The sequence below is a fragment of the Streptomyces sp. GSL17-111 genome (assembly GCF_037911585.1).
In the GTDB taxonomy this organism is placed as follows: domain Bacteria; phylum Actinomycetota; class Actinomycetes; order Streptomycetales; family Streptomycetaceae; genus Streptomyces.
In genome coordinates, this window is the sequence record NZ_JBAJNS010000001.1 from 2100713 (window position 1) to 2125872 (window position 25160).

A 25160-nucleotide genomic window follows, 5' to 3' on the forward strand; every position below is an offset into this window, starting at 1 on the left:
CCGCGGGCGGCCCGGGGCCCTGAACATGTCCGGCGACGTGCGGGGGAGTCGTGCTTCCCCGGAGGACGGGGAGCGCTTGAGGGGGGTCGGTGTGACACGACCGACGGGACGGAGGACGGCGGGCTGGGCGGCGGGGGCCGCGCTCGTCGTGGTGGCGGTGCTGCTGGCCCGCCCCGTACGGCGGCACGCGCGGCCGCCCGAGCCGGTGACCTTCCGGCATCCGCGCCGGGGGCGGCTGTACGGGTGGGCGGGCGTCGCCCTCGTCGTGGCGGGCGTCGGCTGGTGCGGCTTCCTGTCCGCCGGGCCCGGGCACGCCGCCGACCGGCCGCTGCGGGCGACCGCCTGGGGCGTGAGCGCCGTGCTACCCCTGCTGCTCCACCGGGCCGGCGCGGTGACCGTCGTGGACGCCCACGGGGTCCGCACCCGGGGCGGCCTGGCCCTGCGCCGCCGGCGCGCGGCGTGGCCGGAGGTCGCGGGCGTCACCGTGGAGCTGACGCACCGCTGGGACGGCGCCGTCCACCGCGTCGTCGTGACGCGGGTCGACGGGCGCGGGGTGCCGCTGGCCGTCCCGCTCGGGCAGACCTGGCGCCCGGCCTCGATGTCCGCCCTGCACGCGGCGCACGCCCGCGTCGTCGCCCACTGGCAGGCCGCCCGCGGGCCGGGCGGTCACTCGGCGCCCAGGACGAAGAGCAGGTAGATGAAGGCCGAGAGCAGGTGCCCGGCGACGAGGTAGACGAAGAGACGGACCCACAGGCCGCGGGGGAACTTCCCCTGGGCGCGTTCGTCGTTCACGGCTGGTCTCCGGCGGTCGGACGCCCGGGGCCGAGGCACAGGGTGTCGGTGGGGCTGCGCAGCAGCGTGTGGACGAAGAGGAGGTCCGTCCCGCCCGGGTCGTCGGCGGCGAGGCGGTGCGGGGTGAGCGAGTCGAAGTGGGCGCTGTCCCCGGGAGCGAGGAGGTGGGCGCTGTCGCCGAGACGCAGCCGGAGGCGGCCGCTCAGCACGTGCAGCCACTCCTCCCCCGGGTGGACCCGTACGACGTCGCCCTGCGATCCGTACGGCACGTGGACGCGCAGGGCCTGCAGGGCACGGCCCGTGGCGCCGGCCCGGCGGTAGGTCCAGCCGCCGGCCCGCGCCGGTACCCTGTCCGGCGGGTCGCCGGGTCCGTCCGCGCGGATGACGGCGTCGCGGTCGGCGGGTGCCTCGCCGAGGAGCTCGGAGACCGTCGTGCCGTAGCAGCGGGCCAGGGCGAGCAGGGTCGGCAGGGACGGCTGGCGACGGCCGGTCTCCAGCCGGGAGAGGTAGGCGGGCGACATGCCCGCGATCCGGGCGGCCGCCTCCAGGGTGAGTGCGGCGCGGCGCCGTACGGCCCGCAGGTGCGGGGCGACGACGGGCTCCGCGGGGTCCGGGCCGGGCTCTCCGGCGGGTCCGGGCGGGGAGGAGCCGGCGTCGGGTGGCGGAGGGCTCATGCCCTCCATTGAGCCAACCCCGTGCCCGTCGGGCAAGTTTCGTGCCTCTGAGGCACGGTCGCGGTCCACTCCGGGGACGCGCGGGGTGCACATGCCGTAGGGAAGCGTTTCAGCCAGTCGTTGACACAGCCCTGACAAACACCCACTCCGATGGCAGGCTGCCTTACGTCCGGTAACCGCACAACTCGTCTGCCCGGGAGGCCGCTTCGGCCGCCCCGGTCACCTCCGCCCGCGCGCACACCGCGCGGCCGCCGCAGAAGGAGTCAGCGTGAGACGCACCCCCCGATCCCTGCTGGGCACGCTCATCGCCGTCGGCGCCCTGGTCACCGGCGGCGTGCTGGCCACACCGGCCGGCGCCGTGGACGCCCCCGACGTGGACGCGCCCGACGTCGACGCACCACCCGCCGTGCGGCCGGCGGCGGAGTCGCCCACGGCACAGGAGCGGGTGCGCGCCCACTGGACCGCCGAGCGGATGCGGGCGGCGGTGCCACTGGAGGAGCTGACCGCACCCGGCCCCCGCGCGACGGCGCCCGGCGACGGTCCGCGCACCGGCGCGGCGGCACCCCGACTGCCGGACGGTCCGACCAGCACCGTCCAGCCGCTGGCCCCCGCGTCCTCCTCGGACGTGGGCGCGCAGGCGTTCCCCGAGGGCGGCGCTCCGTGGACCGGCGGCGGGGAGATCACCACCACCGCGGGCCGGGTGTTCTTCACCTACCAGGGCCGCAGCGCCTCCTGCTCCGGCAACGCGGTCAACAGCGCCAACGGCAGCACGGTCGTCACCGCCGGGCACTGCGTGAAGATGGACGGCGCCTGGCACACCGACTGGGTCTTCGTCCCCGCCTACCGCGACGGCCAGGCCCCCTACGGGCGCTGGGCGGCCGAGGCCACCCTCGCCACCCCGCAGTGGACGGCGAGCGAGGACATCAACTACGACATCGGCGCCGCCGTCGTCGGCGAGCTGGACGGGCAGCGGCTGACGGACGTCGTCGGCGGTCAGGGCCTGGCCTTCAACGGCGGCTACGACCAGGACATGTACGCGTTCGGCTTCCCGGCCGCCGACCCCTACGACGGGGAGAGCTTCATCTACTGCAGCGGGCGGAGCTTCCGCGACTTCCTCCTCTCCAGCGACCACGGCCTCGGCTGCGACATGACCGGCGGCTCCAGCGGCGGCCCCTGGCTGACGGACTTCGACGAGTCGGACGGCACCGGGCTCCAGACGTCCGTCAACAGCTTCGGCTACGTCTTCTGGCCGGGGAACATGTTCGGCCCCTACTTCGGGGACGACGCCCGCGCCCTCTACGACGAGGCGCAGTCCCGCTGACGGGCCGCCCCCGCCCCAGCTGACCGCAGGCCCCCCGCACCCCGTCACGGCTCGGTGTCCGGCCAGGTCGTCCGCATAGGATGGCCCGCCACTGACCGTACGAGGAGTGGGGGGCCACGTGTTCCGCAGGACCAGGAGCGGCGGACACCGCAGGACGGCGGCCACCGCCGTCGCGGCCGTGCTCGCGGTGACGGCACTGGGCGGCTGCAGCGGCGAGGAGTCCGAGGGCGACCGGGGCGACGGCGCGCAGCGCTCGCCGTCCGCCCAGCCGGACGGGAAGGACGCCCCGGCGCTGCCCGAGGGGCTCACCGGCCAGCGGCTCACGTGGGAGAACTGCGAGGCCCCGGCCCCCGGCACGTCCCCGCCGGCCGACCGCTGGGAGTGCGCCACGCTGCGGGCGCCGCTGGACTACGACGAGCCGGAGGGCGAGACGCTGGACCTCGCCCTGATCCGCACCCGGGCGACCGGGGAGGACGGGCGCGTCGGCTCCCTGCTGTTCAACTTCGGCGGTCCCGGCGGCTCCGGCGTGGCGGCGCTGCCCGGCTTCGAGAACGCCTTCGCCACCCTGGGCGCCTCCTACGACCTGGTCAGCTTCGATCCGCGCGGCGTGGGGCGCAGCGCGAAGGTGCGCTGCCAGAGCGACGCGGAGATCGAGGAGTCCCTCGGCACCGACGTCACCCCCGACACGGCCGCCGAGGAGCGGGAGTACCTGGCGCAGGCCCGGGCCCTCAGCGCGGACTGCGACGAGGAGGCGGGCGAACTGCTGCCGCACGTCGGCACGGCCGACGCGGCGCGCGACATGGACCTGATGCGCCACGTCCTCGGCGACGAGAAGCTGCACTACTTCGGGTTCTCCTACGGCACGACGCTGGGCGGCACCTACGCGCACCTGTTCCCCGACCGCGTCGGACGGATGGTGCTGGACGCCGCCGTGGACCCGACGGCGGGCACGGTGGAACACGCCAGGCACCAGACCGTCGGCTTCCAGCGGGCGCTGGAGAACTACCTCGACAGCACCGGCGAGGACCCCGAGCAGGGGACGCGGCGCATCGCCGACCTGCTGGAGCGGATCGACCGGGAGCCGCTGCCCACCGACGGCGACCGCCGACTCAGCGAGGCGCAGGCCCTGTACGGCATCGTCACCCCGCTCTACAGCGAGGCGGGCTGGCCGCTGCTCACGCAGGCGCTGGAGCAGGCCGAGGACGGCGACGGCACCGGGCTGCTGGCCCTCTCGGACAGCTACCACGGGCGGGACGACGAGGGCCGGTTCGAGGCCGCCTCGCACGCCCAGCGGGCCGTCTCGTGCGCCGACGACAGCCACCGCGCCACACCGGAGGAGGCCCGGGCCGTCCTGCCCGACTTCGTGGAGGTCTCCCCGGTCTTCGGGCCGTTCCTGGCCTGGGACACCGCAGGCTGGTGCGCCGACTGGCCGGTGTCCGGCGCCCGCGACAACCCGGAGGTGAGCGCGGAGGGCGCGGCCCCGGTCGTCGTCATCGGCACCACCGGCGACCCGGCGACGCCGGTCGAGGGCGCCGAGCGCATGGCGAAGGAGCTCGGCGAGGACGTCGGCGTGCTCGTCACCGTCGACGGCGAGGGTCACGGCGCCTACCTGGCGGGCGGCTCCTGCGTGCAGGACGCGGTCGACGCCTACCTGCTGCGCGGCGAGGTCCCCGACAACGACACCACCTGCGACGCCTGACCACCCCCACGGACCACGCCACGACGGGCCGGGCCCCGAGTACGGGGCCCGGCCCGTCGTGGCGCGTGGGCCGGGCCCCGTCGGTCGGGCGATGAGTTTCCCCGCGCCGCGGAGTCTCACTCCGGTGAAAGTCCGTGAGTGAGCGAAGGGGAAGCCATGGGAAACGACGTCTGGTCGATCGTGCACGCGGAACGTGCCGCGCTGATCGCCGACCTCGCCGGTCTGGACGGCGCGCAGTGGGAGCAGCCGTCCCTGTGCCCGGGGTGGAGCGTGCACGACGTGGTCGCCCATCTCGTGGGCAGCGCTCGCACGACACGCCTGGGCTTCGTCGTCGGGCTGGTGCGGGAGCGGTTCGACTTCGACCGCCAGAACGCACGCGGCGTGGAGCGCGAGCGCGGGGCCACACCCCGGGAGACGCTGGATCGGCTGCGTGAGGTGGCGTCCCGGCGGTCGTCCCCGCCGGCGCCCCTGGACAGCCGGATCGTCGAGGAGGTCGTCCACGGGGAGGACATCCGTCGGCCGCTCGGGCTGGCCCGCTCCTATCCGCCGGAGGCCGTCCTTCGGTCGCTGCGCCTCCAGACCCGTACGCCGGCGTCCTTCGGCGGGGCGAAGGAGCTGACGGCCCGGGTCCGGCTGACGGCGGTGGACGCCGAGCTGTCGATCGGCTCCGGGCCGGACGTCAGGGGCACCGCGCTCGCGCTGCTGCTGGCCGTCTCCGGGCGCCGGGTGGCGCTCGACGAGCTGGCCGGGCCCGGTGTCGCGCGGGTCGCGGAGTCCGTCTGACCCTTCCCGGTCCCACGGGACCGGGCGACCGCCGCACCCGTCGGGGGCACCTTCCCGCGTCTAGGCTTCGGGGTGTGGCAGGTGAGGCGAAGGACGTGGATGGTGCGGGCGGGGCGCGTGGCGGGGGTGCGGCCCGGCGGAAGCCCAAGAGCGAGCAGACCAGGACGCTCATCCTGGAGACCGCGCTGCGGCTGTTCCAGGAGCGCGGCTACGACCGGACGACGATGCGGGCCATCGCCTCGGAGGCCGGCGTGTCCGTCGGGAACGCCTACTACTACTTCGCCTCCAAGGAGCACCTCGTCCAGGGCTTCTACGAGCGCATCGGCGCCGAGCACCGGGCGGCGGCGCGGAAGGTGCTCGCCCAGGAGAGGAACCTGACGGAACGGCTGCGCGGCGTGTACCTGACCTGGTTCGACGTCGCGGAGCCGTACCACCAGTTCGCGGCCCAGTTCTTCAAGAACGCGGCCGATCCGGACAGCCCGCTGAGCCCGTTCTCCCCGGAGTCCCGGCCGGCCCGGGACGCCGCCGTCGCGCTGCTCCGGGAGGCGCTGTCCGGCGCCCGGGTGAACGGTGACCCGGAGCTGGCCGAGCTGCTGCCGGAGCTGCTGTGGCTGCACCAGATGGGGCTCGTCCTGTACTGGGTGTTCGACCGCTCCCCCGGCTGCTCCCGGTCCCGTGCGCTGGCGGACCGGACGGCTCCGCTGACGGCCCGGGCCGTCGCGCTCTCCCGGTGGCGGGTGCTGCGTCCGCTGGTGCGGGACGTGCGGCGCGTGCTGGAGGACTTCGTGCTGCCCACGGCGGCGGGGGCCGCGGGCCGGAGCCGGAACGGCCCCCCGCATACTTGAGGTCATGAAGCTCTCCCGCCCCGTCTCGTGGTTCCTGCTGGCGTTCGGGGTGTGGTCGTGGTTCGTGTGGACGACCTTCGTGCGCAACCTGTGGAAGGACTCCAGCGGACTGGCCTTCGACGACGCGGGCGACCCGACGGGCTATTTCTGGGTGCACCTGTGCCTGGCCGTCGTGTCCTTCGCGCTCGGGACGGCCATCGGCGTGATCGGGCTGCGGGGGCTGCGGGCCCTGCGCCGCCCGCCCGCCGCCGGGGGCTTCGAGGGCCGGAGGCGGAACGCGGGGAACGCCGGTGCGGCCGACGGCGTTCCGGAAGACAGAGACAGCGTCGCATAGCGGATAGGGCGGGGAAGAGCGTCACATGGTGTTCGTGTTCTTGGGGCTCGTGGTGGGTGTGCTGGGCGGTGCGCACTACTACCTGTGGCGCCGCCTGGTCCGTGACGTCTCGGCGCCGCGCGGCGTCTACCGCCGGGTGGGGACGGCCCTGGCCGTCGTGCTGCCGCTGCTGGCCGTCGCGGGGCAGACGGCGGGCCGGATGGAGGCGCCGTTCGTCGTGCAGCAGCTGCTGGCGTGGCCCGGCCTCATGTGGTTCGCGCTGCTCGTCTACCTGCTGCTGGCGCTCGTCGCGCTGGAGCCGGTGCGCCCGCTGGCCCGGCGACTGCTCGCCCGGCGGGCGGCGCGGGCGGAGCAGCCCGCTCCGGCGCCGGAGCCCCGGCAGGAGCTGGTGACCGCACCGCAGGGGCCCGGAGCCGGCCCGGCGGAGGCCACCGGCCCGGCGGACGCCCCGGAGGGGCCCGGCGGGCCGCCCGCGCCGGAGCCGACGCGCACCGCCCCCGCCGAGTCCGGCCCCTCCGACCCCTCGCGCCGGCTGTTCGTCGCCCGGGCGGCGGCCGTCACGGCGGGTGTGGCGGCGGCGGGGACCGTCGGGTACGGGACCTACAGCATGCTGGGCATCGGGCCCCGGCTGAAGCGGGTGACCGTTCCGCTGGCCAAGCTGCCGCGCGGGGCGCACGGCTACCGGATCGCGGTGGTGAGCGACATCCACATCGGGCCCGTCCTGGGCCGGGGCCACACCCAGCGGATCGTGGACGTCATCAACCGGGTGAACGCGGACGCCGTCGCCATCGTCGGGGACCTCGTGGACGGTTCCGTGGCCGACCTCGGGGAGGCCGCCGAGCCGCTGGCCACGCTGCGTTCGCGGGACGGCGCCTACTTCGTCACGGGCAACCACGAGTACTTCTCCGGCGCCGAGCAGTGGGTCGACCACATGCGGGAGCTGGGCGTGCGTCCGCTGGAGAACGAGCGGGTCGAGCTGGCCGGGTTCGACCTGGCGGGCGTCAACGACATCGCCGGTGAGAACTACGACGACGGCCCGGACTACGAGGCCGCCCTCGGCGACCGGGCGCCGGAGCGCGCCTCCGTGCTGCTGGCGCACCAGCCGGTGATGATCCACGACGCCGTCGAGCACGGCGTCGACCTCCAGCTCTCCGGGCACACCCACGGGGGCCAGATGTGGCCGGGGACGTACCTGGCGGACCTGGCCAACCCCACCCTGGCCGGGCTGGAGCGGTACGGCGACACCCAGCTCTACGTGACGCGCGGTGCCGGCGCGTGGGGGCCGCCGGTACGGGTCGGCGCGGAGCCGGACATCACCGTCGTCGAACTGGCCGCGCGGAGTGCCTGAACCGCGCCGTCGTCCGGTCCCGGGCGATGTCCCGTCGCCCCGCCGTGCGTTCACCCGGACGGGCGGCCACGTCGTACCGGATCGGCGCGTGTCGTGCGGCCGAACGGGTGGTCACCCGGGTGCCGCCCCTGGGCTAACGGAGTGTCGGGACACGCGGTACGTTCCCCCCGTGGACACGATTCGTCATACTTCCCGGCGCGCCGCCGCCCGTACGACGGTGGCGGCGGCGGTGCTGCTGCCCGCGCTGCTCAGCGGCCTGACCACCGCTCCCGCCGCGGCCGACGAGGCGAAGCCGCCGAAGAGCATGTCCACGGTCGGCGGCGAACGTCTCGGCCTGCCCGGCACCCAGGTCGCGCTCGGCCCGGAGGCGCCGAAGGTGCCGAAGAAGCTCACCGCGCGCTCCTGGATCGTGGCCGACGCCGAGAGCGGTGACGTGCTGGCCGCGCACAACGCCCACTGGCGGCTGGCACCGGCGTCCACGATCAAGATGCTCTTCGCCGACGCGCTGCTGCCGAAGTTCGAGGCCGAGACGGTCTACGAGGTGCGGCGGGAGGACCTCCTGGAGCTCGGCACGAACTCCAGCGCCGTCGGCATCAAGGAGGACCACCCGTACACCGTGCACGACTTGTGGAACGGGGTGTTCGTCCGCTCCGGCAACGACGCGGTGCACGTCCTGGCCGCGATGAACGGCGGTCTGGAGAAGACCGCGCGGGAGATGAACGAGCACGCCGACGCCCTGGGCGCGCAGGACACCCACGTCGTCAGCCCGGACGGCTACGACGCCGAGGGGCAGACGTCCTCCGCCTACGACCTCACCCTCATCGCCCGCTCCGGTATGCAGAAGCCGGCCTTCCGGGCCTACGCGGCCACCGCCGAGGCCGATTTCCCCGGCGAGTGGGCGAAGGAGGAGAAGAAGGCGAAGGAGGACGACGGGCCGCGCGAGCGCGAGCACTTCGCCATCGGCACGACGAACCGGCTCCTGATCGGCTCCGACGGGCTCGAACCGTACGAGGGGCTGGCCGGGGTGAAGAACGGCTACACCTCCGAGGCGGGCTACACCTTCACCGGTGTCGCCCAGCGCGGGGAGCGCACCCTCCTGGTCACCGTCATGCACCCCGACGAGGACGAGGGGGCCAACCGCGTGTACGAGGAGACGGCCGCCCTGCTGGACTGGGGCTTCGCGGCGGCGGACGAGGTGACGCCGGTCGGCGAACTCGTCCCGCCGCGCGGCGCGCAGGCCCCGTCCGCAGACCCGACCCCGGTGGGCGACGAGAAGAACGGCGAGGGCACCGCCGCAGGACTGACGGCGTCCGAACCGCCCGCCTCCGGGGCCTCGGGCGTGAGCACCGCCGTGGGCCTCATCGCGGCGACGGGCACCGTCCTCGCCGCCGCGGCCTGGTTCGTGCACCGGCGCTGGCCCGCCGCCCGGGACTGACCGCGCCCCCGGCGCCCGGGTGCGGACCGCCCCCGGGCGGTGGTGCGACGGCCCCCGGTCAGAACTGCGGGCGGTTGAACCACTGCCCGGCCGGGCGGACGCAGAGGAAGACGAGCGTCAGGATCGCCGTCACCAGCCACAGCACCTGGATGAACACCCCGAAAGCCTCCACGGACCCGTCGGACGCCAGGGAGCTGAGGAACGCGAAGCCGGCCGCAAGGGTGTTGAGGGCCGCCGTGATGATCGCCATGACCCGGACGCCCGCGCGGCCCCTGCCGAACATCGAGGCGACCGTGATGTGGAGGGCTCCCATGGCCAGGCTGACGCACAGCAGGACGACACCGACCGCGTAGAGGTCGTCGGAGACGTCACCGAAGGTGGGACGTTCGTAGTACGGCTTCGACGACTCGGCCATCAGGTAGATGCCCAGCATGGCGCACAGCAGCCACAGGCCACCGGCGACGAAGAGCAGCACCCGGGCGGTGACGACGATGCCGGGCATCCCCGTCCGCATCGGCGGCATGCCGCCGGGGTACTGCGGATAGCCGCCCGGGTAGCCCGGCGCCGGGTGGTGCTGCGCCGGGTAGCCGGACGCCGGCTGGTGCTGGGGCGGGGGCTGCTGCGGCGGCGCCGACGGGTAGCCGTACGGCTGCGGCTGGCCGTACGGGTCGGGCTGGCTCGGGTGACTCACGGCGGAACCTCGAAAGCGCGGTAGGGACGATCGGACGCACCCGGGCCAGGTCACCGGGGCACCCCGGGCTCCGGCCCGAGGGCCGGGCGCAAGCGCCTTCCCCGTGCCCTCCCCCGCGGCCGTCCCCTTCGGCCCGCGGCACTGCGGTCATCATCCGGCCCGCCCGCAGCACGTGTCCAGCCGCGCTCGCCGACCGTGACGAAGCTCTTACCGGGCCCGTACCGGCGGGCGGAGTGGAGACGGGGGCCGGGCATCAAGGAGGATGGGGGCATGAGCGCGCAGATTCTCGACGGCAAGGCCACCGCGGCCACCATCAAGTCCGAAATCGCCACCCGGGTGGAGGCCCTGGCGGCCCGGGGCGTCCGCCCCGGACTGGGCACCGTGCTGGTGGGCGACGACCCGGCCAGCCACAAGTACGTGGCGGGCAAGCACCGCGACTGCGCCCAGGTGGGCATCGCCTCCATCCAGCGCCAACTGCCCGCCACCGCGACGCAGGAGGAGATCGAGGCCGTCGTCCGCGAGCTCAACGAGGACCCGGAGTGCACCGGCTACATCGTGCAGCTGCCGCTCCCCCGGGGCATCGACACCAACCGCGTGCTGGAGCTGATGGACCCGGACAAGGACGCCGACGGGCTGCACCCGGCGAACCTCGGCCGGCTCGTCCTCGGCGTCCCCGCTCCCCTGCCCTGCACACCGAACGGGATCATCGAGCTGCTGCGGCGCCACGAGGTGCCGATCAAGGGGGCCGAGGTGGTCGTCGTCGGCCGGGGCATCACGGTCGGACGGTCGCTGCCGCTGCTGCTGACCCGCCGCTCGGAGAACGCCACGGTGACCCAGTGCCACACCGGCACCCGCGACCTGGCCGCCCACCTGCGCGAGGCCGACATCGTCGTGGCGGCCGCCGGCGTGCCGCACCTGATCAAGCCCGAGGACGTCCGCCCCGGTGCGGCCGTGCTCGACGTCGGCGTGAGCCGGGACGAGAGCGGGAAGATCGCCGGTGACGTGCACCCGGGCGTCGCGGAGACGGCCGGGTGGCTCTCGCCCAACCCGGGCGGCGTCGGCCCGATGACGCGGGCGATGCTCCTGGCCAACGTCGTGGACGCGGCCGAGCGGAACGCGGGCTGAGCCATGGGAGCGGATTCCAGCGCGCCGCGCCGCCGCACCCGGCGCTTCCCCGTCCTCACCCGTGACACCGCCCGGCCCGAGGGCGGCGGCCGGGCGGCGGCCGGGGACGCCCCCGCGCCGTACCGCCAGTGGCCGCTGCTGACCGTGCTGGCCGGCACGGGGGCCGGGCTGCTGATCGTCCTCGGCGAGACGCGGCTCGGCGTGCTCGTCGTGGGCGGCTCCCTGCTGGCCGGGGCGGTGCTGCGCCGGGTGGTGCCGAACGTGGGCATGCTGGCCGTCCGCTCCCGGTTCACGGACATGCTGACCTACGGCCTGCTCGGCTCGCTCATCATCGTCCTGGGGCTCATGGCGCAGCCCCGACCGTGGCTGGAGCTCCCGTTCCTGGAGGACGTCATCCGCTACCTCGTCCGTTAGGCGCGACGAGGTGGCGGATCGCGTCCCCGGGGGACGACCGCCCGTCGGCGTGGAACCGCCGCGCACCGTTCGGGCGTGGAACCGGACGGACGTGCCGTTCCCCCCACCGACGAGTGGCACACTGGTCGGATGTTCGTGCCCGGCCCGTGGCGACCGTCGGCGGTGCGCGAGGACGCAACAACAGCACGCCCGGGGAGAGGGAGGTCATCGGCATGCCTCGCTGGAAGCCGCTACCGGAGGAACTGGACCCGGAGATCCGCGACTTCGCGAGTCAGATGCGCCGGCTCGTGGACCGCAGCGGGCTGAGCCTCTCCGCCCTGTCGGACAAGACGGGCTACAGCAAGACGTCGTGGGAGCGCTACCTCGGCGGACGGCTGCTCCCGCCGCAGGGAGCCGTCTCCGCGCTCGCCGACGTCACCGGCACCGACGTGCGGCACCTGGCGACCCTGTGGGAGCTGGCCGAACGGGCCTGGAGCCGGGCCGAGATGCGGCACGACATGACGATGGAGGCCATCCGCATATCGCAGGCCCGCGAGGCGCTGGAGGCCGCCGAGGCAGCCGAGGCGGCCGAGGCCGGCGCCGCGAAGGGCCGCAGACGGCAGCGGAACGCTCCCGGGCGCCCGGCCCCGGACGCCGTCCCGGGCCCCGGCGGACCGGGCGGCACCGGCAGTGCCGCGACGACGGCCCTGCGCACCTCGCCGGAGGCCGCCCCGGGTGCCCCGGTCCCGTCCCACGCCGCCGCCCGTCCCACACCCCAGGGGCCCCGACCCGCGCCGGGTCGTCCCGCACCGCGCCGCACCGCCGCCCGCGCGGCCGAACCGCCGTCCGGGGGGCGACGCGTCACGATGCTGCTCGCCGGCGGCGTGAGCGCGCTGGCCGTCCTGGCCGCCACGTTCTTCTTCGTCGACCTCCCCGGCGACGGCGACGAGGCCGCCGCCGAGCCCACACCCCCGCCGCGCAAGGTGACCGAGCCGAAGCTGCCCGACGGCGTGCTGTGCAGCGGCGCCGACTGCACCGGCGAGGACCCCGAACTCATGGGCTGCGGCGGTCAGTACGCCGAGACGACGTCGGACGCGATGATCGGCGCGGCCTACGTCGAGGTGCGCTACAGCGAGGTGTGCGAGGCCGCCTGGGCCAGGATCGGCGCCGCCGAGCCGGGTGACACCGTCGTGATCACCGCCGACACCGACGCCAGGGCCAGCCAGGACCTGGGCGAGAACACCGAGGGCTACACGATGATGGTCGCCGCGAAGAGCCCGGACGTCGTGCGGATCTGCGTCGAGCGCGCCGGGACGTCGCAGGGGTGCACGGTCCGCTGACGCGGACCCGGACGTGCGGGCGCGGCCGAGGACCCGGCCGGGAGTGGACGGGCCGGATCGGCTCGGGCACCCGGTGTGCATAGGTCCCGGGATACGGGGCACAACACCGTCATCCCCCCACGGGCGCGGCACCGCGTCCGGGGCGGCCGCCCGCAACCCCCTCCCTCTGCGGGCGGCCGCCCCGCACTCCGTCCTGTCCCGCACCCGGCGCGAGCCGCCGCCCTGCCGTCGCCACCCCGGCCGGGCGCGATAGCCTGACGCCGGATCTCTTGACGTAGAGAGACTTCGTCCTCGGTCCGGAGGTCCAGCCGCCATCGTCAGGTTCAACGGAGACCGCCATGACCCGCAACGCCGTCAATGTCACCGTCACCGGAGCCGCCGGCCAGATCGGCTACGCGCTGCTCTTCCGCATCGCCTCCGGCCACCTGCTGGGACCGGACGTCCCCGTCAAGCTGCGTCTGCTGGAGATCACCCCCGCCCTCGGCGCCGCCGAGGGCACCGCCATGGAGCTCGACGACTGCGCGTTCCCGCTCCTTGAGGGCATCGAGATCAGCGACGACCCGAACGTCGCCTTCGACGGCGCGAACGTCGCCCTGCTCGTCGGCGCGCGCCCGCGCACCAAGGGCATGGAGCGCGGCGACCTCCTGGAGGCCAACGGCGGCATCTTCAAGCCGCAGGGCAAGGCCATCAACGACCACGCCGCCGACGACATCAAGGTCCTCGTCGTGGGCAACCCGGCCAACACCAACGCCCTCATCGCGCAGGCCGCCGCGCCGGACGTACCGGCGGAGCGCTTCACCGCGATGACCCGCCTCGACCACAACCGCGCGCTGACCCAGCTCGCGAAGAAGACCGGCACCGCCGTCTCGGACATCAGGAAGCTGACGATCTGGGGCAACCACTCGGCCACCCAGTACCCGGACATCTTCCACGCGGAGGTCGCCGGGAAGAACGCCGCCGAGACGGTGAACGACGAGAAGTGGCTGGCGGACGAGTTCATCCCGACCGTCGCCAAGCGCGGTGCCGCCATCATCGAGGCGCGGGGCGCCTCCTCGGCCGCCTCCGCCGCCAACGCCGCGATCGACCACGTGCACACGTGGGTCAACGGAACGGCGGCGGGCGACTGGACGTCCATGGGCATCCCCTCGGACGGCTCCTACGGCGTCCCGGAGGGCCTCATCTCGTCCTTCCCCGTCACCTGCGCCGACGGGAAGTACGAGATCGTCCAGGGCCTGGACATCAACGACTTCTCCCGCGCCCGCATCGACGCCTCCGTCAAGGAGCTCGCCGAGGAGCGCGACGCCGTGCGCGGTCTCGGCCTGCTCTGAGCGGGTCCGCACGCACCCGACGAACGCCGAACGGCCCCCGCGATGCGGGGGCCGTTCGGCGTTCCGGCGTCGCCGTGCCGCGTCGGCTCAGCTGCCGGCGGCCTGCTCCAGCTTGGAGACGTCGAAGGACTCGTCCTCGGAGGGGACGTCGTCCGGCACGCCCTCGTCGAACTTGCCGAACGAGACGGTCGTCTCGGCGCCGCCCTCGGCGTTCACGATCTGCACCGGGTACGCCGTGCCCTCGGCGGCGACGTGCATCGTGGTCTCCTCCTCGTCCTCCTCGGAGGTGCCCTTGATGGTCACGACGTTCTTGCCGTCCACCTCGCCCTCCTTCGGGTCGGACCAGGTGGTGCCGTCGTCGTCGCTGTTGATGTCCTCCTGGAGGGCCTTCAGGTCACAGCTGCCGGCCATGCCCTGCAGCATCGGGTCCTGGGTCGTGCCGGCGAGGTACTTGCCCTTGAAGAGCTCGTAGACGGCCGCGCCGTTCGCGCCGCCCTGCACCTCCCAGAACTTCTGGTCCGGCTTCATCCAGACCTTGTCGCCCTGCTTGACGATCTCGGCCGTGCCCTGCTCGCCCTGGTCGATCTTCCCGACGCAGTTGCCGTCGCGGTCCATCGTCAGGTCGATGGAGAACGTGGAACCGTCCTGCTCGGACTCCATCTGCATCTGGAACGAGGTGACGTCCTTCAGCGCCTTGCCGGCCTCCTCGGAGACCTCCTTGCCCGACTTCTCGGCCAGGCCGTTGCTCTCACTGCCGCAGGCGCTCAGACCCGCCACCGCCATGAGAGCCGCCGCCGTTGCCATCGCCGGCGTCCTGTACTGCTTTCGCACGCGCACGTACCTTCCCCGTGTTGTCAGTTGTGCCACCCGCCCAACGTAGAGGTCGGGGCCGACACCCGACCTCCAGCGTGATGAAGGCCACTTATCGAATACTCACGGGCATGAGATCGCAGGTTTGGGGCAGGGGTGCCCGTTGCCAGTGTGTCTGGCGCAGTGCAAAACGGTCAGAAAGCAAGGAAATGCATTCAGAAGACGTGCCGGAGCCGACGACCGTCCACGTGGACGGCGTCTGGCGCGCCGCGACGGCGGGCACCACCCGCGAGGTCATCGACCCCGCCGACGCCACCGTGCTCGCGGTGGTCGCCGAAGGTTCGGCCGAGGACGCCGACGACGCCGTCCGGGCCGCCCGTCGCGCCTTCGACACCGGCCCCTGGCCGCGCACCCCCGTCGCCGAACGGGCCGCCCTGCTGCGCCGCACCGCGGACCTGCTCCAGCGGGACCGCGAGGAGATCGCCCGCACCGAGTCCCGCGACACGGGCAAGACCCTGGAGGAGGGCCGGGTCGACGTCGACGACGTCACGGCGGCCTTCCGCTACTTCGCCGACCTGGTGACGAACGAGTCCGGCGGGCGCGTGGTCGACGCGGGCGACCCGGACGTGCACAGCGTGGTCGTGCACGAACCCGTCGGCGTCTGCGCGATGATCACGCCCTGGAACTACCCGTTGCTCCAGGCCAGCTGGAAGATCGCACCGGCCCTGGCGGCGGGCAACACCTTCGTCGTCAAGCCCAGCGAGCTGACGCCGCTGTCCACCGTGCGCCTGCTGCGGCTGCTCGACGAGGCCGGGCTGCCCGCGGGGGTGGGCAACCTCGTGACCGGCGCCGGTGACCCCGTGGGCGCCCGGCTCGCCGAACACCCCGACGTCGACCTGGTGTCCTTCACCGGCGGCCTGGCCAGCGGCGTGAAGGTCGCCCAGGCCGCCGCGCCGAGCGTGAAGAAGGTCGCCCTGGAGCTCGGCGGGAAGAACCCCAACGTCGTCTTCGCCGACGCCTGCGCCACCGAGCACGGCTTCGACACGGCCGTCGACCAGGCCCTCAACGCCGCCTTCATCCACAGCGGCCAGGTGTGCTCCGCCGGTGCGCGGCTCATCGTCGAGGAGCCGGTGCGCGACCGCTTCGTCGCCGAGCTGGCCCGCAGGGCGTCGCTCATACGCCTGGGCCGGGGCACCGAGAAGGGTGTCGAGTGCGGTCCGCTCGTCTCCCGGCAGCAGTTGGAGAAGACCGAGGCCTACGTGGCCGCCGCACTGGCCGACGGCGCCACGCTGCGCTGCGGCGGCGCGCGGCCCGAGCCGAGCGAGGTCCGCCCCGAGAGCGGCTACTTCTACCTGCCGACCGTGCTGGACCACTGCCACGGCGAGATGAGCGTCATCCGCGAGGAGACGTTCGGGCCGATCCTGACCGTGGAGACCTTCCACGCCGAGGACGAGGCCGTCGCCCTGGCCAACGACACCGAGTACGGCCTCGCCGGGGCCGTGTTCTCCGCCGACACCGCCCGCGCCCGGCGCGTCGCCGCGCGGCTGCGGCACGGCACCGTGTGGATCAACGACTACCACCCCTACCTCCCGCAGGCCGAGTGGGGAGGCTTCGGCAGGTCCGGCGTGGGACGCGAGCTGGGCCCGGCCGGGCTGGCCGAGTACCGCGAGACCAAGCACGTGTACGAGAACCTGCGCCCCGCCCCCGTCCGCTGGTTCGGCGGCTGACCCCGCCCCGGCCGCGACGACCGTGCCACCCCCCACCCACCACCACGAGTCCCCCGCACCGCCCCGGCGGACCGCGAACCGGCCCGCACAGCACCACCCCGAGGAGCACCACACCGCCATGAGCAGCAACGACCCGGACCCCGGACGCGGCGGACGGCGCGCAGACGGCACGGACGGCGCCCCCACCGGGAGCACCGTCTACGACTACGTGATCGTCGGCGGCGGAACGGCCGGTTCCGTCATCGCCTCCCGCCTCACCGAGGACCCCGACGTCACCGTCGCCCTGATCGAGGGCGGCCCGTCCGACGTCGACCGGCCGGAGGTGCTGACGCTGCGCCGCTGGCTCGGGCTGCTCGGCGGCGAGCTGGACTACGACTACCCCACCACGATCCAGCCGCGCGGCAACAGCCACATCCGGCACAGCCGGGCGAAGGTCCTCGGCGGCTGCTCCTCGCACAACACGCTCATCTCCTTCAAGCCGCTGCCCTCCGACTGGGACGAGTGGGAGCGGGCCGGGGCGTCCGGCTGGAACGCCGGGTCGATGGAGCCCTACTTCGGCAAGCTGCGCAACAACATCGTGCCGGTGCACGAGAAGGACCGGAACGCCATCGCCCGCGACTGGGTGGAGGCGGCCGTCACCGCCACCGGCGTACCCCGCGTGGAGGGCTTCAACACGGCGCCCTTCCACGAGGGTGCGGGCTTCTTCGACCTCGCCTACCACCCGGAGGACAACAAGCGCTCCTCCGCGTCCGTCGCCTACCTGCACCCGCACCTGGCCGCCGGGGACCGGCCGGGCCTGGACCTGCTGCTGGAGACCTGGGCGTTCCGCCTGGAGCTGGACGGCGAGCGGGCCACCGGGGTGCACGTGCGCGCCGCGGACGGCACCGAGTCGCTGCTGCGGGCCCGCCGCGAGGTCGTCGTGTGCGCGGGCGCGGTCGACACCCCGAGGCTGCTGCTGCACTCGGGCATCGGACCGGCCGCGGACCTGACGGAGCTCGGCATCCCCGTCGTGCGCGACCTGCCGGGGGTGGGCGAGAACCTGCTGGACCACCCCGAGTCGGTGATCGTGTGGGAGACGGACGGGCCGATCCCGGACAACTCCGCGATGGACTCCGACGCCGGGCTGTTCGTGCGCCGGGACCCCGAGGCGGCCGGGCCCGACCTGATGTTCCACTTCTACCAGATCCCGTTCACGGACAACCCGGAGCGCATCGGCTACGAACGGCCCCCGCACGGCGTGTCGATGACGCCGAACATCCCCAAGCCCCGCAGCCGTGGCCGGCTGTACCTCACCAGCGCCGACCCGGAGGTCAAGCCCGCCCTGGACTTCCGCTACTTCACCGACGAGGACGACTACGACGGCCGCACCCTCGTGGACGGCATCAGGCTGGCCCGCGAGATCGCCCGCACCGAGCCGTTCGCGCGCTGGCTGCGCCGCGAGGTGTGCCCCGGACCGCAGGTGACGTCGGACGAGGAGCTGAGCGCCTACGCGCGCCAGGTCGCCCACACCGTCTACCACCCGGCGGGCACCTGCCGGATGGGCGCGGAGGACGACGCGCTGGCCGTCGTGGACCCGCAGCTGCGGGTGCGCGGCCTGAGCGGCCTGCGGATCGCCGACGCCTCCGTCTTCCCCACGATGTTCGCCGTCAACCCGATGATCGGCGTCCTCATGGTCGGCGAGAAGGCCGCCGACCTGCTGCGGGCCGGACCGTCGACGCAGAGCCCGCACGATCCCCACGAGCCCCACGGTCCCGACCGTCCCCACGAGGGACCCACCACACCGGGAGGTGTTGCCTGATGTCCACCACCGAGCATGCTCAGGGTGCGGCCACCGAACCGGTGTTCGCGGTCCGCAACCTGTGGAAGGTCTTCGGCCCGAAGGCCGAGCGCATACCCGGCGACGAGCGGCTCGCCGAGCTGAGCGCGGCGGAGCTCACCGCGCGCACCGGCTGCACCGCCGCCGTCCGCGACGTCTCCTTCGACGTGCACCCGGGCGAGGTCTTCGTCGTCATGGGCCTGTCCGGCTCCGGCAAGTCGACGCTGGTGCGCTGCCTGACCCGGCTCATCGAGCCGACCAGCGGCACCCTGCACATCGACGGCGAGGACGTCCGCGCCATGGACAAGTCACGGCTGCGCGAGCTGCGCCGGCACCGGGCCGCCATGGTCTTCCAGCACTTCGGCCTGCTGCCGCACCGCACCGTCCTGGACAACATCGCCTACGGCCTGGAGATCCAGGGCCTGGGCAGGGCCGAACGCCGCGCCCGCGCCGAGGAGATGCTCGCGAAGGTGGGCCTGGACCGGCTCGGGGACCGCCGTCCCGGCCAGCTCTCCGGCGGCCAGCAGCAGCGCGTCGGCCTCGCCCGCGCCCTGGCCACCGACCCCGAGGTGCTCCTCTTCGACGAGCCGTTCAGCGCCCTCGACCCGCTGATCCGCCGCGACATGCAGGACGAGGTCGTCCGGCTGCACCGCGAGGAGGGCCGCACGATGGTCTTCATCACCCACGACCTCTCCGAGGCGCTGCGCCTGGGCGACCGCATCGCCCTCATGCGCGACGGCGGGGTGGTGCAGCTCGGCACGCCCGAGGAGATCGTGGCCGCGCCCGCCGACGACTACGTGCGGGACTTCGTCCGCGACGTGCCGCGCGAGCAGGTCATCACGCTGCGCCGGGCCATGCGTCCGGCGGTGGGCGACGAGGCCACCACCGGCGTCGTGCTCCCGCCCTCTACGCGCGTCGTCGACGCGATCGAGGCGGTGGCCCGCACCGGCGAGCACGTCCGCGTCGGTGAGGACGGCCACGTCCTCGGCGTCGTCTGCCACTCCCGGCTGCTCGCCGTCGTCGCGGGGCTCGACTCGGGGTACGGCGGGGAGCCCCAGGGCGCGAAGGCGGCCGTCATATGAGCGCCCCCGCCCTGGAGAAGAGAGACGAGCGGCCCGGCGAGCCGCCCACCGAGACCGTCCCCGCCACGGAGCCCGCCGCCCCGCCGCCGGGCCCGGCCACCCGCCTGGCCGCCCGTCTGGCGGCCCGCCCCTCCGCCGTGCTGGTCGCCCTCGCGGCCCTCCTCGTCGTCGTCAGCGCCTTCGTGACCGGCTCCGGCGCATGGCCCGCCGGGATGACCGTCGACGTCACCACGCCGCTGGAGGACCTCAACGCCTGGCTGGTCGAGAACCGCGACTCGCACTGGCTCTTCCTGTACTTCCTGCTGCACATCAGCAACAACGCCGAACTCGCGGTGGATTCCCTCATCGGGCTCTTCGAGGGGCTCGGCTGGGTCGGCGTGACCCTGCTGGGCACGGTCCTCGCCTGGTACGCGGGCGGCGCCGGGCTGCGTCCGCGCGCCCTGCGCACCGCCGCCACCGCCCTCGGCGTGTTCCTCGCCGTCGGCGTGCTGGGCATGTGGGACCCGACGATGGAGACGCTGGCGCTGATGACGGTCGCCGTGGCCGCCGCCGCGCTGCTCGGCCTGCTGCTCGGCATCGCCGCCGGACTCTCCGACGCCTGCGACCGCGCGCTGCGGCCCGTCTTCGACCTCATGCAGGTCATGCCGGCGTTCGCCTACCTGCTGCCGTTCGTCCTGCTGTTCGACATCGGCGTCCCCTCGGCGCTCGTCGCGACCGTCATCTACGCGGCCCCGCCCATGGCCCGGCTCACCTCGCTGGGACTGCGCGGCGCCGACCCGGCCGCCCTGGAGGCGTCCGCCTCGCTGGGCGCGAGTTCCTGGCAGCGGCTGCGGACGGCCCGGCTGCCGCTGGCCCGCAAGGAGATGCTCCTCGGCCTCAACCAGACGATCATGATGTGCCTGTCCATGGTGGTGCTCGCCTCGGTGGTCGGCTCCGGCGGTCTGGGCGACGTCATCTACCGGGCGCTGGGCAAGGTGAACGTCGGTCAGGCGCTGACGGCCGGCATCGCCATCGTGCTCGTCGCCGTCCTGCTGGACCGCACGACCGCCGCCGCCGGCGCGCGGCTGGAGGAGTCCGAGACCCGCGCGCCCTCAGCGGCCGCCTCCGAGGAACCGCGCAAGGCCGGCCCCCGGCCGCTCCTGCGCTCCCCGTTCACCGTCCGCCCCGGCCGGTTCGCCCGGCTGCGCGGCTGGCCGTCCTGGCTGGGCCTGGGCGCCCTGGCCGCCGTGCTGTCCGCCCTCGGCCCGAAGCTGGGCGAGGAGGAGTGGCCGCGCGAGTGGACGTTCCGCATCACCCCGTACGTCAACGACGCCACCGAGTGGATCGAGCAGAGCCTCGGCTCCGGGGTGCCCGTCGTCGGCGGCACCCTCACCTGGGCGGAGGGCGTCACCAACGGGGTCCTCAACCCCCTGCGCGACGGACTGAACGCCACACCGTGGTGGGCGCTGCTCGTCCTGGTCGCCGCGCTCGGCTGGGCCGTGGGCCGCTGGCGGGCCGCGCTGACGGCGAGCGCCGCCCTGGGCGTCATCGGCGTCCTCGGACTGTGGACGAAGTCCCTGGACACGCTCTCCCAGGTGCTCGTCGCCCTGGTGATCACCCTGCTGCTGGGCTTCGCCGTCGGCGTCCTGGCCGCCCGGGTGCCCCGGGTGGAGCAGTGGCTGCGCCCGCTGCTAGACACCATGCAGACGATGCCGCAGTTCGTGTACCTCATCCCGGTGATCGCGCTGTTCAGCGTCGGCCGTATGGCCGGGATCGCGGCGGCCGTGGTGTTCGTCCTGCCCGCCGTCATCCGGATCACCGCGCAGGGCGTCCGGCAGAGCGACCCGGCGGCCCTGGAGGCCGCCCGCTCGATGGGCGCGACGACGCGGCAGCAACTGCTCCAGGTGCAGCTGCCGCTCGCCCGGCGGTCGTTGCTCGTCGCCGTCAACCAGGGCGTGGTGCTGGTGCTGTCCATGGTCGTCATCGCTGGCATGGTCGGCGGCGGCGCGCTGGGCATCGACGTCATCACCGGCCTGTCCAAGGGCGACCTCGCCCTCGGCCTGCCCGCCGGCGCGGCGATCGTCTGCCTGGGCGTGCTGCTCGACCGGCTCACCCAGCCCGCCCGCGCCGAAGGGCGCTGACGCCCTTCCGCCACGACCCCGGCGGCGGCCTCGCCGGCCGCCGCCACCACCCCCCGCACGCACGACGGGGCCGCCGGACCCGGCGGGCCCCGAAACTCCGAGAGATACGGAAGTAGCCCCACCATGAGCAGAACCCCGATCCGCACCTCCCTGATCGCCGGCGCCGGTGTCCTCGGCCTGGCGCTGAGCGCCTGCGCCGCCGAGACCGACGGCGACTCCGCCGCCGGTGGCGACGGCGGCGGTGCCAAGGAGGTCACCATCGCCGTCCCGTCGTGGGTCGGCGCACAGGCCAACGCCGCCGTCGCCGCGCACGTCCTCGAAGAGGAGATGGACGTCAAGGTCGACATCAAGCAGATGGACGAGCCCGTCGCCTTCGACGCCCTGCACGGCGGCAAGGCCGACGCCCTCCTGGAGGACTGGGGCGGCGTCCCGAAGAAGGAGGAGCTCTACGTCGAGGAGAAGAAGACCGTCGTCGCCGGCGGCGACCTCGGCGTGACCGGCCACATCGGCTGGTTCGTGCCGAAGTACTTCGCCGACGAGAACCCCGAGGTCCTGAACTACGAGAACCTCAACGACTTCGTCGACGACTTCAAGACCTCCGAGTCCGGGGACAAGGGCCAGTTCATCGGTGCCGCCCCGTCGTACACCACCTACGACAAGCACCTGATCAAGAACCACGACCTGGACTACAAGATCCTGCCGACGGGCAGCGAGGCCGCGCAGCTCAAGGAGATCCAGCGGCTCTACGAGGCCGAGGAGCCCTTCCTCACCTACTGGTGGGACCCGCAGTGGATGAACGCCCAGATCGAGATGGTCGAGGTGGAGCTGCCGGAGTACACCGAGGGCTGCAACGAGCCGGCCGAGAAGACCGAGTGCGGCTACGACACCCTCATGCTCCAGAAGTACTTCAACGCCGACTTCGTCGAGAACGGCGGTGAGGCGGCGGAGTTCCTGAAGAACTTCCAGTGGTCGACCGAGGACCAGAACGAGGTCGCCAGCATGATCGCCGGTGAGGGCATGGCCGAGGAGGACGCCGCGGCCGAGTGGGCCGCCGAGCACGAGGACGTCTGGAAGGCGTGGCTGCCCAAGAGCTGACGCCGCGACGGCTCAGGACGCCGGACCCCGTAACCCCGCAGCGGTCCTGACGTCCTGACGTTCTGACGTGCGTCGAGGAGGGCCCGGCCGGGTGCGGCCGGGCCCTCCTCGCACGCGGTCGACCACCGCCCCCGGGCCGCCGCGCTCCGGCCTCGGGGCCGCCTCCTAGGGTGTACCGCATGCGGATAACGAAGATCGCCGTAGCTGTAGTCGCCGCCGCACTGCTCACCGCAGGGTGCGGCTCGGACGACGGGGGCAGCGACGGCGGTACCAAGAAGAAGACGGACTCCGCCGCGAACGGGGCACAGCAGGACGACGACGGCGGAGCCGAGGGGGGCACCGAGGGGGACGCCGAGTTCCTCGCCGTGGAGATCACCGAGGGGCAGTCGGAGGTCGTGGAGTCCAACGAGGACCTGAAGACCCCTCAGCCGGAGCCCGGCAGCGACGCGGACTTCACCGAGAAGGTCGAGCACCGACTGCGCGAGACGCTGCTGCGCCAGGCGAAGGTGAACGGCGAGACGAGCGCCGAGTGCCCGGACGGCGTCACCCTGAAGGCGTCGGCCACGAGCGCGTGCACGGCCACCTACGAGGGCGTGGAGGTCCCCTTCGAGGTCACGATCAAGGACGACTACGAAGAGGGCGCCTTCTTCATCCAGTACGACGCGGAGGCGAAGAAGGACCTCCTCCTCGCCAAGGGCGTCTACGACGCGTGGTGGAAGCGGCACGGCGAGAACGCCACCGGTGAGGTGGAGCAGAAGCTGACCTGCGACGAGATCCCGCCCGTCCAGGCGGTCGACCGGGGCGCCGACACCGGCCACCGGTGCCAGGTGTGGACGAAGTACGGCGACACCGGCGAGTTCAGCACCTTCGACGTGACGACCGACTCGTTCGGCCCGCAGTTCTCGCCCGTCGGCGACTGACCCACGCCGTCACCCGACACGCCCGCCCGGCACGGGGCCGGGGAGCGTCGCCCGCTCTCCCCGGCCCCGTGCCGACTCAGGCCGCGAGGACCTCGCGCAGGGCCGCCAGGCCCCGGTCCAGGTCCTCCTTGCTGATGGTCAGCGGCGGGGCGATCCGGATGGTCGAGCCGTGCGTGTCCTTCACCAGGACGCCCTTGGCCATCAGCTTCTCGGAGATCTCCCGGCCGGTGCCCACGGCCGGGTCGATGTCCACCCCGGCCCACAGCCCCCGGCCCCGGACGGCGGTGACCCGGCCGTCCGCCGTCAGCGCGGCCAGCTCCTGGTGCAGGTGCTCGCCCAGCTCCGCCGCCCGCTCCTGGAACTCCCCGGTGCGCAGCATCGCCAGCACCTCCAGGGCCACCGCGCAGGCGAGCGGGTTGCCGCCGAACGTCGACCCGTGCTCGCCCGGCCGGAAGACGCCGAGGATCTCCCGCGAGGAGACGACGGCGGAGACGGGGACCACCCCGCCGCCCAGCGCCTTGCCCAGGATGTAGAGGTCCGGCACGACGCCCTCGTGCTCGGCGGCGAACGTCCGACCGGTCCGCCCGAGCCCGGACTGGATCTCGTCCAGGAGGAACAGGACGTTGCGCGCCCGCGTCAGCTCACGGACCCCGGCCAGGTAGCCGGGCGGCGGCACCAGGACGCCCGCCTCGCCCTGGATCGGCTCCAGCAGGACGGCGACGGTGTCGTCGTCCACCGCGGCCTCCAGCGCGGCCAGGTCACCGAAGGGCACGATCTCGAAACCGGGCGTGTAGGGCCCGTAGTCCGCCCGGGCCTCGGGGTCGGTGGAGAAGCTGACGATCGTCGTCGTCCGGCCGTGGAAGTTGTCGGCGGCCACGACGATCTTCGCCCGCCCGTCGGGCACGCCCTTCACCCGGTAGCCCCACTTGCGGGCCGTCTTCACCGCCGTCTCGACGGCCTCGGCGCCGGTGTTCATGGGCAGCACGGCCTCCATGCCGCACAGCTCGGCCAGCTGCACGCAGAAGTCCGCGAACCGGTCGTGGTGGAAGGCCCGCGAGGTGAGCGTGAGCCGGTCCAGCTGGGCCCGGGCCGCGGCGATCAGCCGCGGGTTGCCGTGCCCGAAGTTGAGCGCCGAGTACCCGGCCAGCAGGTCGAGGTAGCGGCGGCCCTCGACGTCGGTCATCCAGGCACCCTCGGCCGAGCTGATGACGACGGGCAGGGGGTGGTAGTTGTGGGCGCTGTGGGCGTCGGCGGTGGCGATCAACTCGGGTGAAGTGGGCATCGCACGCTCCGTTCGTGGGATCGTCCGGCGGGTTGGGCCGCACACGGTCATTTCTATCGCCGTCCGGAGGATTCCCGCTCACCCTTTGCGAAACGGGACGGTGCCGTCCGGACACCGGACGGTGCGCGGCGAAGCACCCGTCCGTGCCGGGGGCGCGCACGGGCGGCGAGCGGGCGCGGGGCGGCGCACGTGCGCCCGCC

At 73.8% G+C, this 25160-nt stretch carries 23 protein-coding genes; 18 read left to right on the forward strand and 5 right to left on the reverse strand.

Annotated elements, in window-relative coordinates; translation table 11 throughout:
• The first annotated feature begins 91 nt into the window (after positions 1–91).
• Positions 92–697, forward strand: coding sequence for a hypothetical protein (locus tag V6D49_RS09060; RefSeq protein ID WP_340558655.1), 606 nt, complete (start codon positions 92–94; stop codon positions 695–697).
• On the opposite strand, the gene V6D49_RS09065 is transcribed toward V6D49_RS09060, so the two are convergent.
• Complete coding sequence (locus tag V6D49_RS09065) at positions 667–792, reverse strand: DUF6126 family protein (protein ID WP_340558657.1); 126 nt, start codon at positions 790–792, stop codon at positions 667–669. The genes V6D49_RS09060 and V6D49_RS09065 overlap by 31 nt on opposite strands.
• Positions 789–1466 (reverse strand): helix-turn-helix domain-containing protein, encoded by a 678-nt coding sequence (locus tag V6D49_RS09070; protein ID WP_340558659.1) that lies wholly within the window; start codon positions 1464–1466, stop codon positions 789–791. Before V6D49_RS09070 ends, V6D49_RS09065 begins: the two co-directional genes overlap by 4 nt.
• Before the next feature lie 268 nt (positions 1467–1734).
• Here V6D49_RS09070 and V6D49_RS09075 point away from each other — a divergent pair, with 268 nt between their 5' ends.
• The 7 genes from V6D49_RS09075 to V6D49_RS09105 all read left to right on the forward strand — a co-directional run bounded on the left by V6D49_RS09075 (position 1735) and on the right by V6D49_RS09105 (position 9231).
• The gene (locus V6D49_RS09075) at positions 1735–2787 is read left to right on the forward strand and encodes a trypsin-like serine peptidase (protein ID WP_340558660.1); all 1053 of its coding nucleotides are present in this window, start codon (positions 1735–1737) and stop codon (positions 2785–2787) included.
• Between the two features lie 118 nt (positions 2788–2905).
• Positions 2906–4486, forward strand: a complete 1581-nt coding sequence (locus tag V6D49_RS09080; protein ID WP_340558662.1) for an alpha/beta hydrolase — start codon at positions 2906–2908, stop codon at positions 4484–4486.
• 156 nt (positions 4487–4642) lie between these two features.
• Positions 4643–5269 carry a maleylpyruvate isomerase family mycothiol-dependent enzyme gene (locus V6D49_RS09085; RefSeq protein ID WP_340558664.1) on the forward strand — a complete coding sequence of 209 codons (627 nt, stop codon included), beginning with the start codon at positions 4643–4645 and terminating at the stop codon, positions 5267–5269.
• Positions 5270–5343: 74 nt separating this feature from the next.
• On the forward strand, positions 5344–6114 hold the full coding sequence (locus tag V6D49_RS09090) for a TetR/AcrR family transcriptional regulator (protein ID WP_445330494.1): 771 nt from the start codon (positions 5344–5346) through the stop codon (positions 6112–6114).
• Between the two features lie 4 nt (positions 6115–6118).
• Entirely contained in the window at positions 6119–6448 is a 330-nt protein-coding gene (locus V6D49_RS09095; protein WP_340558666.1) for an SCO4848 family membrane protein, read from the forward strand.
• Positions 6449–6473: 25 nt separating this feature from the next.
• Positions 6474–7796: a metallophosphoesterase gene (locus V6D49_RS09100; protein ID WP_340558667.1), complete on the forward strand. Its 1323-nt coding sequence runs from the start codon at positions 6474–6476 to the stop codon at positions 7794–7796.
• Positions 7797–7965: 169 nt separating this feature from the next.
• Positions 7966–9231: a D-alanyl-D-alanine carboxypeptidase family protein gene (locus V6D49_RS09105; protein WP_445330495.1), complete on the forward strand. Its 1266-nt coding sequence runs from the start codon at positions 7966–7968 to the stop codon at positions 9229–9231.
• A 58-nt stretch (positions 9232–9289) separates the two neighbouring features.
• Here V6D49_RS09105 and V6D49_RS09110 read toward each other — a convergent pair whose 3' ends face one another.
• On the reverse strand, positions 9290–9922 hold the full coding sequence (locus tag V6D49_RS09110; RefSeq protein WP_340558669.1) for a hypothetical protein: 633 nt from the start codon (positions 9920–9922) through the stop codon (positions 9290–9292).
• Between the two features lie 270 nt (positions 9923–10192).
• On the opposite strand from V6D49_RS09110, the gene V6D49_RS09115 reads away from it, so the two are divergent.
• From V6D49_RS09115 to V6D49_RS09130, 4 genes are all read left to right on the forward strand, one after another.
• The gene (locus V6D49_RS09115) at positions 10193–11047 is read left to right on the forward strand and encodes a bifunctional methylenetetrahydrofolate dehydrogenase/methenyltetrahydrofolate cyclohydrolase (protein WP_340558671.1); all 855 of its coding nucleotides are present in this window, start codon (positions 10193–10195) and stop codon (positions 11045–11047) included.
• Between the two features lie 3 nt (positions 11048–11050).
• Positions 11051–11461 (forward strand): DUF3017 domain-containing protein, encoded by a 411-nt coding sequence (locus V6D49_RS09120; RefSeq protein WP_340558672.1) that lies wholly within the window; start codon positions 11051–11053, stop codon positions 11459–11461.
• Between the two features lie 212 nt (positions 11462–11673).
• Entirely contained in the window at positions 11674–12780 is a 1107-nt protein-coding gene (locus V6D49_RS09125) for a helix-turn-helix domain-containing protein (protein WP_340558673.1), read from the forward strand.
• 338 nt (positions 12781–13118) lie between these two features.
• Positions 13119–14108: a malate dehydrogenase gene (locus V6D49_RS09130; protein ID WP_340558675.1), complete on the forward strand. Its 990-nt coding sequence runs from the start codon at positions 13119–13121 to the stop codon at positions 14106–14108.
• 87 nt (positions 14109–14195) lie between these two features.
• Here the strand turns inward: V6D49_RS09130 and V6D49_RS09135 are convergent, their stop codons facing one another.
• On the reverse strand, positions 14196–14939 hold the full coding sequence (locus V6D49_RS09135; protein WP_340558676.1) for a hypothetical protein: 744 nt from the start codon (positions 14937–14939) through the stop codon (positions 14196–14198).
• 188 nt (positions 14940–15127) lie between these two features.
• Between V6D49_RS09135 and V6D49_RS09140 the strand changes: the two genes are divergently transcribed.
• The 6 genes from V6D49_RS09140 (at position 15128) to V6D49_RS09165 (ending at position 23678) form a co-directional block, all read left to right on the forward strand.
• Positions 15128–16645, forward strand: a complete 1518-nt coding sequence (locus V6D49_RS09140; RefSeq protein WP_340558678.1) for an aldehyde dehydrogenase family protein — start codon at positions 15128–15130, stop codon at positions 16643–16645.
• Between the two features lie 118 nt (positions 16646–16763).
• Positions 16764–18443 carry a GMC family oxidoreductase gene (locus tag V6D49_RS09145; RefSeq protein WP_340558680.1) on the forward strand — a complete coding sequence of 560 codons (1680 nt, stop codon included), beginning with the start codon at positions 16764–16766 and terminating at the stop codon, positions 18441–18443.
• The gene (locus V6D49_RS09150; RefSeq protein ID WP_340558681.1) at positions 18443–19543 is read left to right on the forward strand and encodes a quaternary amine ABC transporter ATP-binding protein; all 1101 of its coding nucleotides are present in this window, start codon (positions 18443–18445) and stop codon (positions 19541–19543) included. Before V6D49_RS09145 ends, V6D49_RS09150 begins: the two co-directional genes overlap by 1 nt.
• The gene (locus V6D49_RS09155; RefSeq protein WP_340558683.1) at positions 19540–21663 is read left to right on the forward strand and encodes an ABC transporter permease; all 2124 of its coding nucleotides are present in this window, start codon (positions 19540–19542) and stop codon (positions 21661–21663) included. The genes V6D49_RS09150 and V6D49_RS09155 overlap by 4 nt, the downstream gene beginning before the upstream one ends.
• Before the next feature lie 123 nt (positions 21664–21786).
• Positions 21787–22758 carry a glycine betaine ABC transporter substrate-binding protein gene (locus V6D49_RS09160; protein ID WP_340558685.1) on the forward strand — a complete coding sequence of 324 codons (972 nt, stop codon included), beginning with the start codon at positions 21787–21789 and terminating at the stop codon, positions 22756–22758.
• A 179-nt stretch (positions 22759–22937) separates the two neighbouring features.
• A complete protein-coding gene (locus V6D49_RS09165; RefSeq protein ID WP_340558686.1) occupies positions 22938–23678 on the forward strand; it encodes a DUF4333 domain-containing protein in 741 nt (246 codons plus the stop codon).
• A 76-nt stretch (positions 23679–23754) separates the two neighbouring features.
• On the opposite strand, the gene rocD is transcribed toward V6D49_RS09165, so the two are convergent.
• A complete protein-coding gene (gene rocD, locus V6D49_RS09170) occupies positions 23755–24960 on the reverse strand; it encodes an ornithine--oxo-acid transaminase (RefSeq protein ID WP_340558688.1) in 1206 nt (401 codons plus the stop codon).
• Positions 24961–25160: the final 200 nt, after the last annotated feature.

Excerpts from the sequence above, each read along its gene's own strand:
- V6D49_RS09145 (WP_340558680.1), top strand. The coding sequence starts at position 16,764 with ATGAGCAGCAACGACCCGGACCCCGGACGCGGCGGACGGCGCGCAGAC.
- rocD (WP_340558688.1), bottom strand. The coding sequence starts at position 24,960 with ATGCCCACTTCACCCGAGTTGATCGCCACCGCCGACGCCCACAGCGCC.
- V6D49_RS09120 (WP_340558672.1), top strand. The coding sequence starts at position 11,051 with ATGGGAGCGGATTCCAGCGCGCCGCGCCGCCGCACCCGGCGCTTCCCC.
- V6D49_RS09140 (WP_340558678.1), top strand. The coding sequence starts at position 15,128 with ATGCATTCAGAAGACGTGCCGGAGCCGACGACCGTCCACGTGGACGGC.
- V6D49_RS09160 (WP_340558685.1), top strand. The coding sequence starts at position 21,787 with ATGAGCAGAACCCCGATCCGCACCTCCCTGATCGCCGGCGCCGGTGTC.
- V6D49_RS09155 (WP_340558683.1), top strand. The coding sequence starts at position 19,540 with ATGAGCGCCCCCGCCCTGGAGAAGAGAGACGAGCGGCCCGGCGAGCCG.
- V6D49_RS09165 (WP_340558686.1), top strand. The coding sequence starts at position 22,938 with ATGCGGATAACGAAGATCGCCGTAGCTGTAGTCGCCGCCGCACTGCTC.
- V6D49_RS09100 (WP_340558667.1), top strand. The coding sequence starts at position 6,474 with ATGGTGTTCGTGTTCTTGGGGCTCGTGGTGGGTGTGCTGGGCGGTGCG.
- V6D49_RS09115 (WP_340558671.1), top strand. The coding sequence starts at position 10,193 with ATGAGCGCGCAGATTCTCGACGGCAAGGCCACCGCGGCCACCATCAAG.
- V6D49_RS09095 (WP_340558666.1), top strand. The coding sequence starts at position 6,119 with ATGAAGCTCTCCCGCCCCGTCTCGTGGTTCCTGCTGGCGTTCGGGGTG.
- V6D49_RS09085 (WP_340558664.1), top strand. The coding sequence starts at position 4,643 with ATGGGAAACGACGTCTGGTCGATCGTGCACGCGGAACGTGCCGCGCTG.
- V6D49_RS09070 (WP_340558659.1), bottom strand. The coding sequence starts at position 1,466 with ATGAGCCCTCCGCCACCCGACGCCGGCTCCTCCCCGCCCGGACCCGCC.
- V6D49_RS09130 (WP_340558675.1), top strand. The coding sequence starts at position 13,119 with ATGACCCGCAACGCCGTCAATGTCACCGTCACCGGAGCCGCCGGCCAG.
- V6D49_RS09150 (WP_340558681.1), top strand. The coding sequence starts at position 18,443 with ATGTCCACCACCGAGCATGCTCAGGGTGCGGCCACCGAACCGGTGTTC.
- V6D49_RS09125 (WP_340558673.1), top strand. The coding sequence starts at position 11,674 with ATGCCTCGCTGGAAGCCGCTACCGGAGGAACTGGACCCGGAGATCCGC.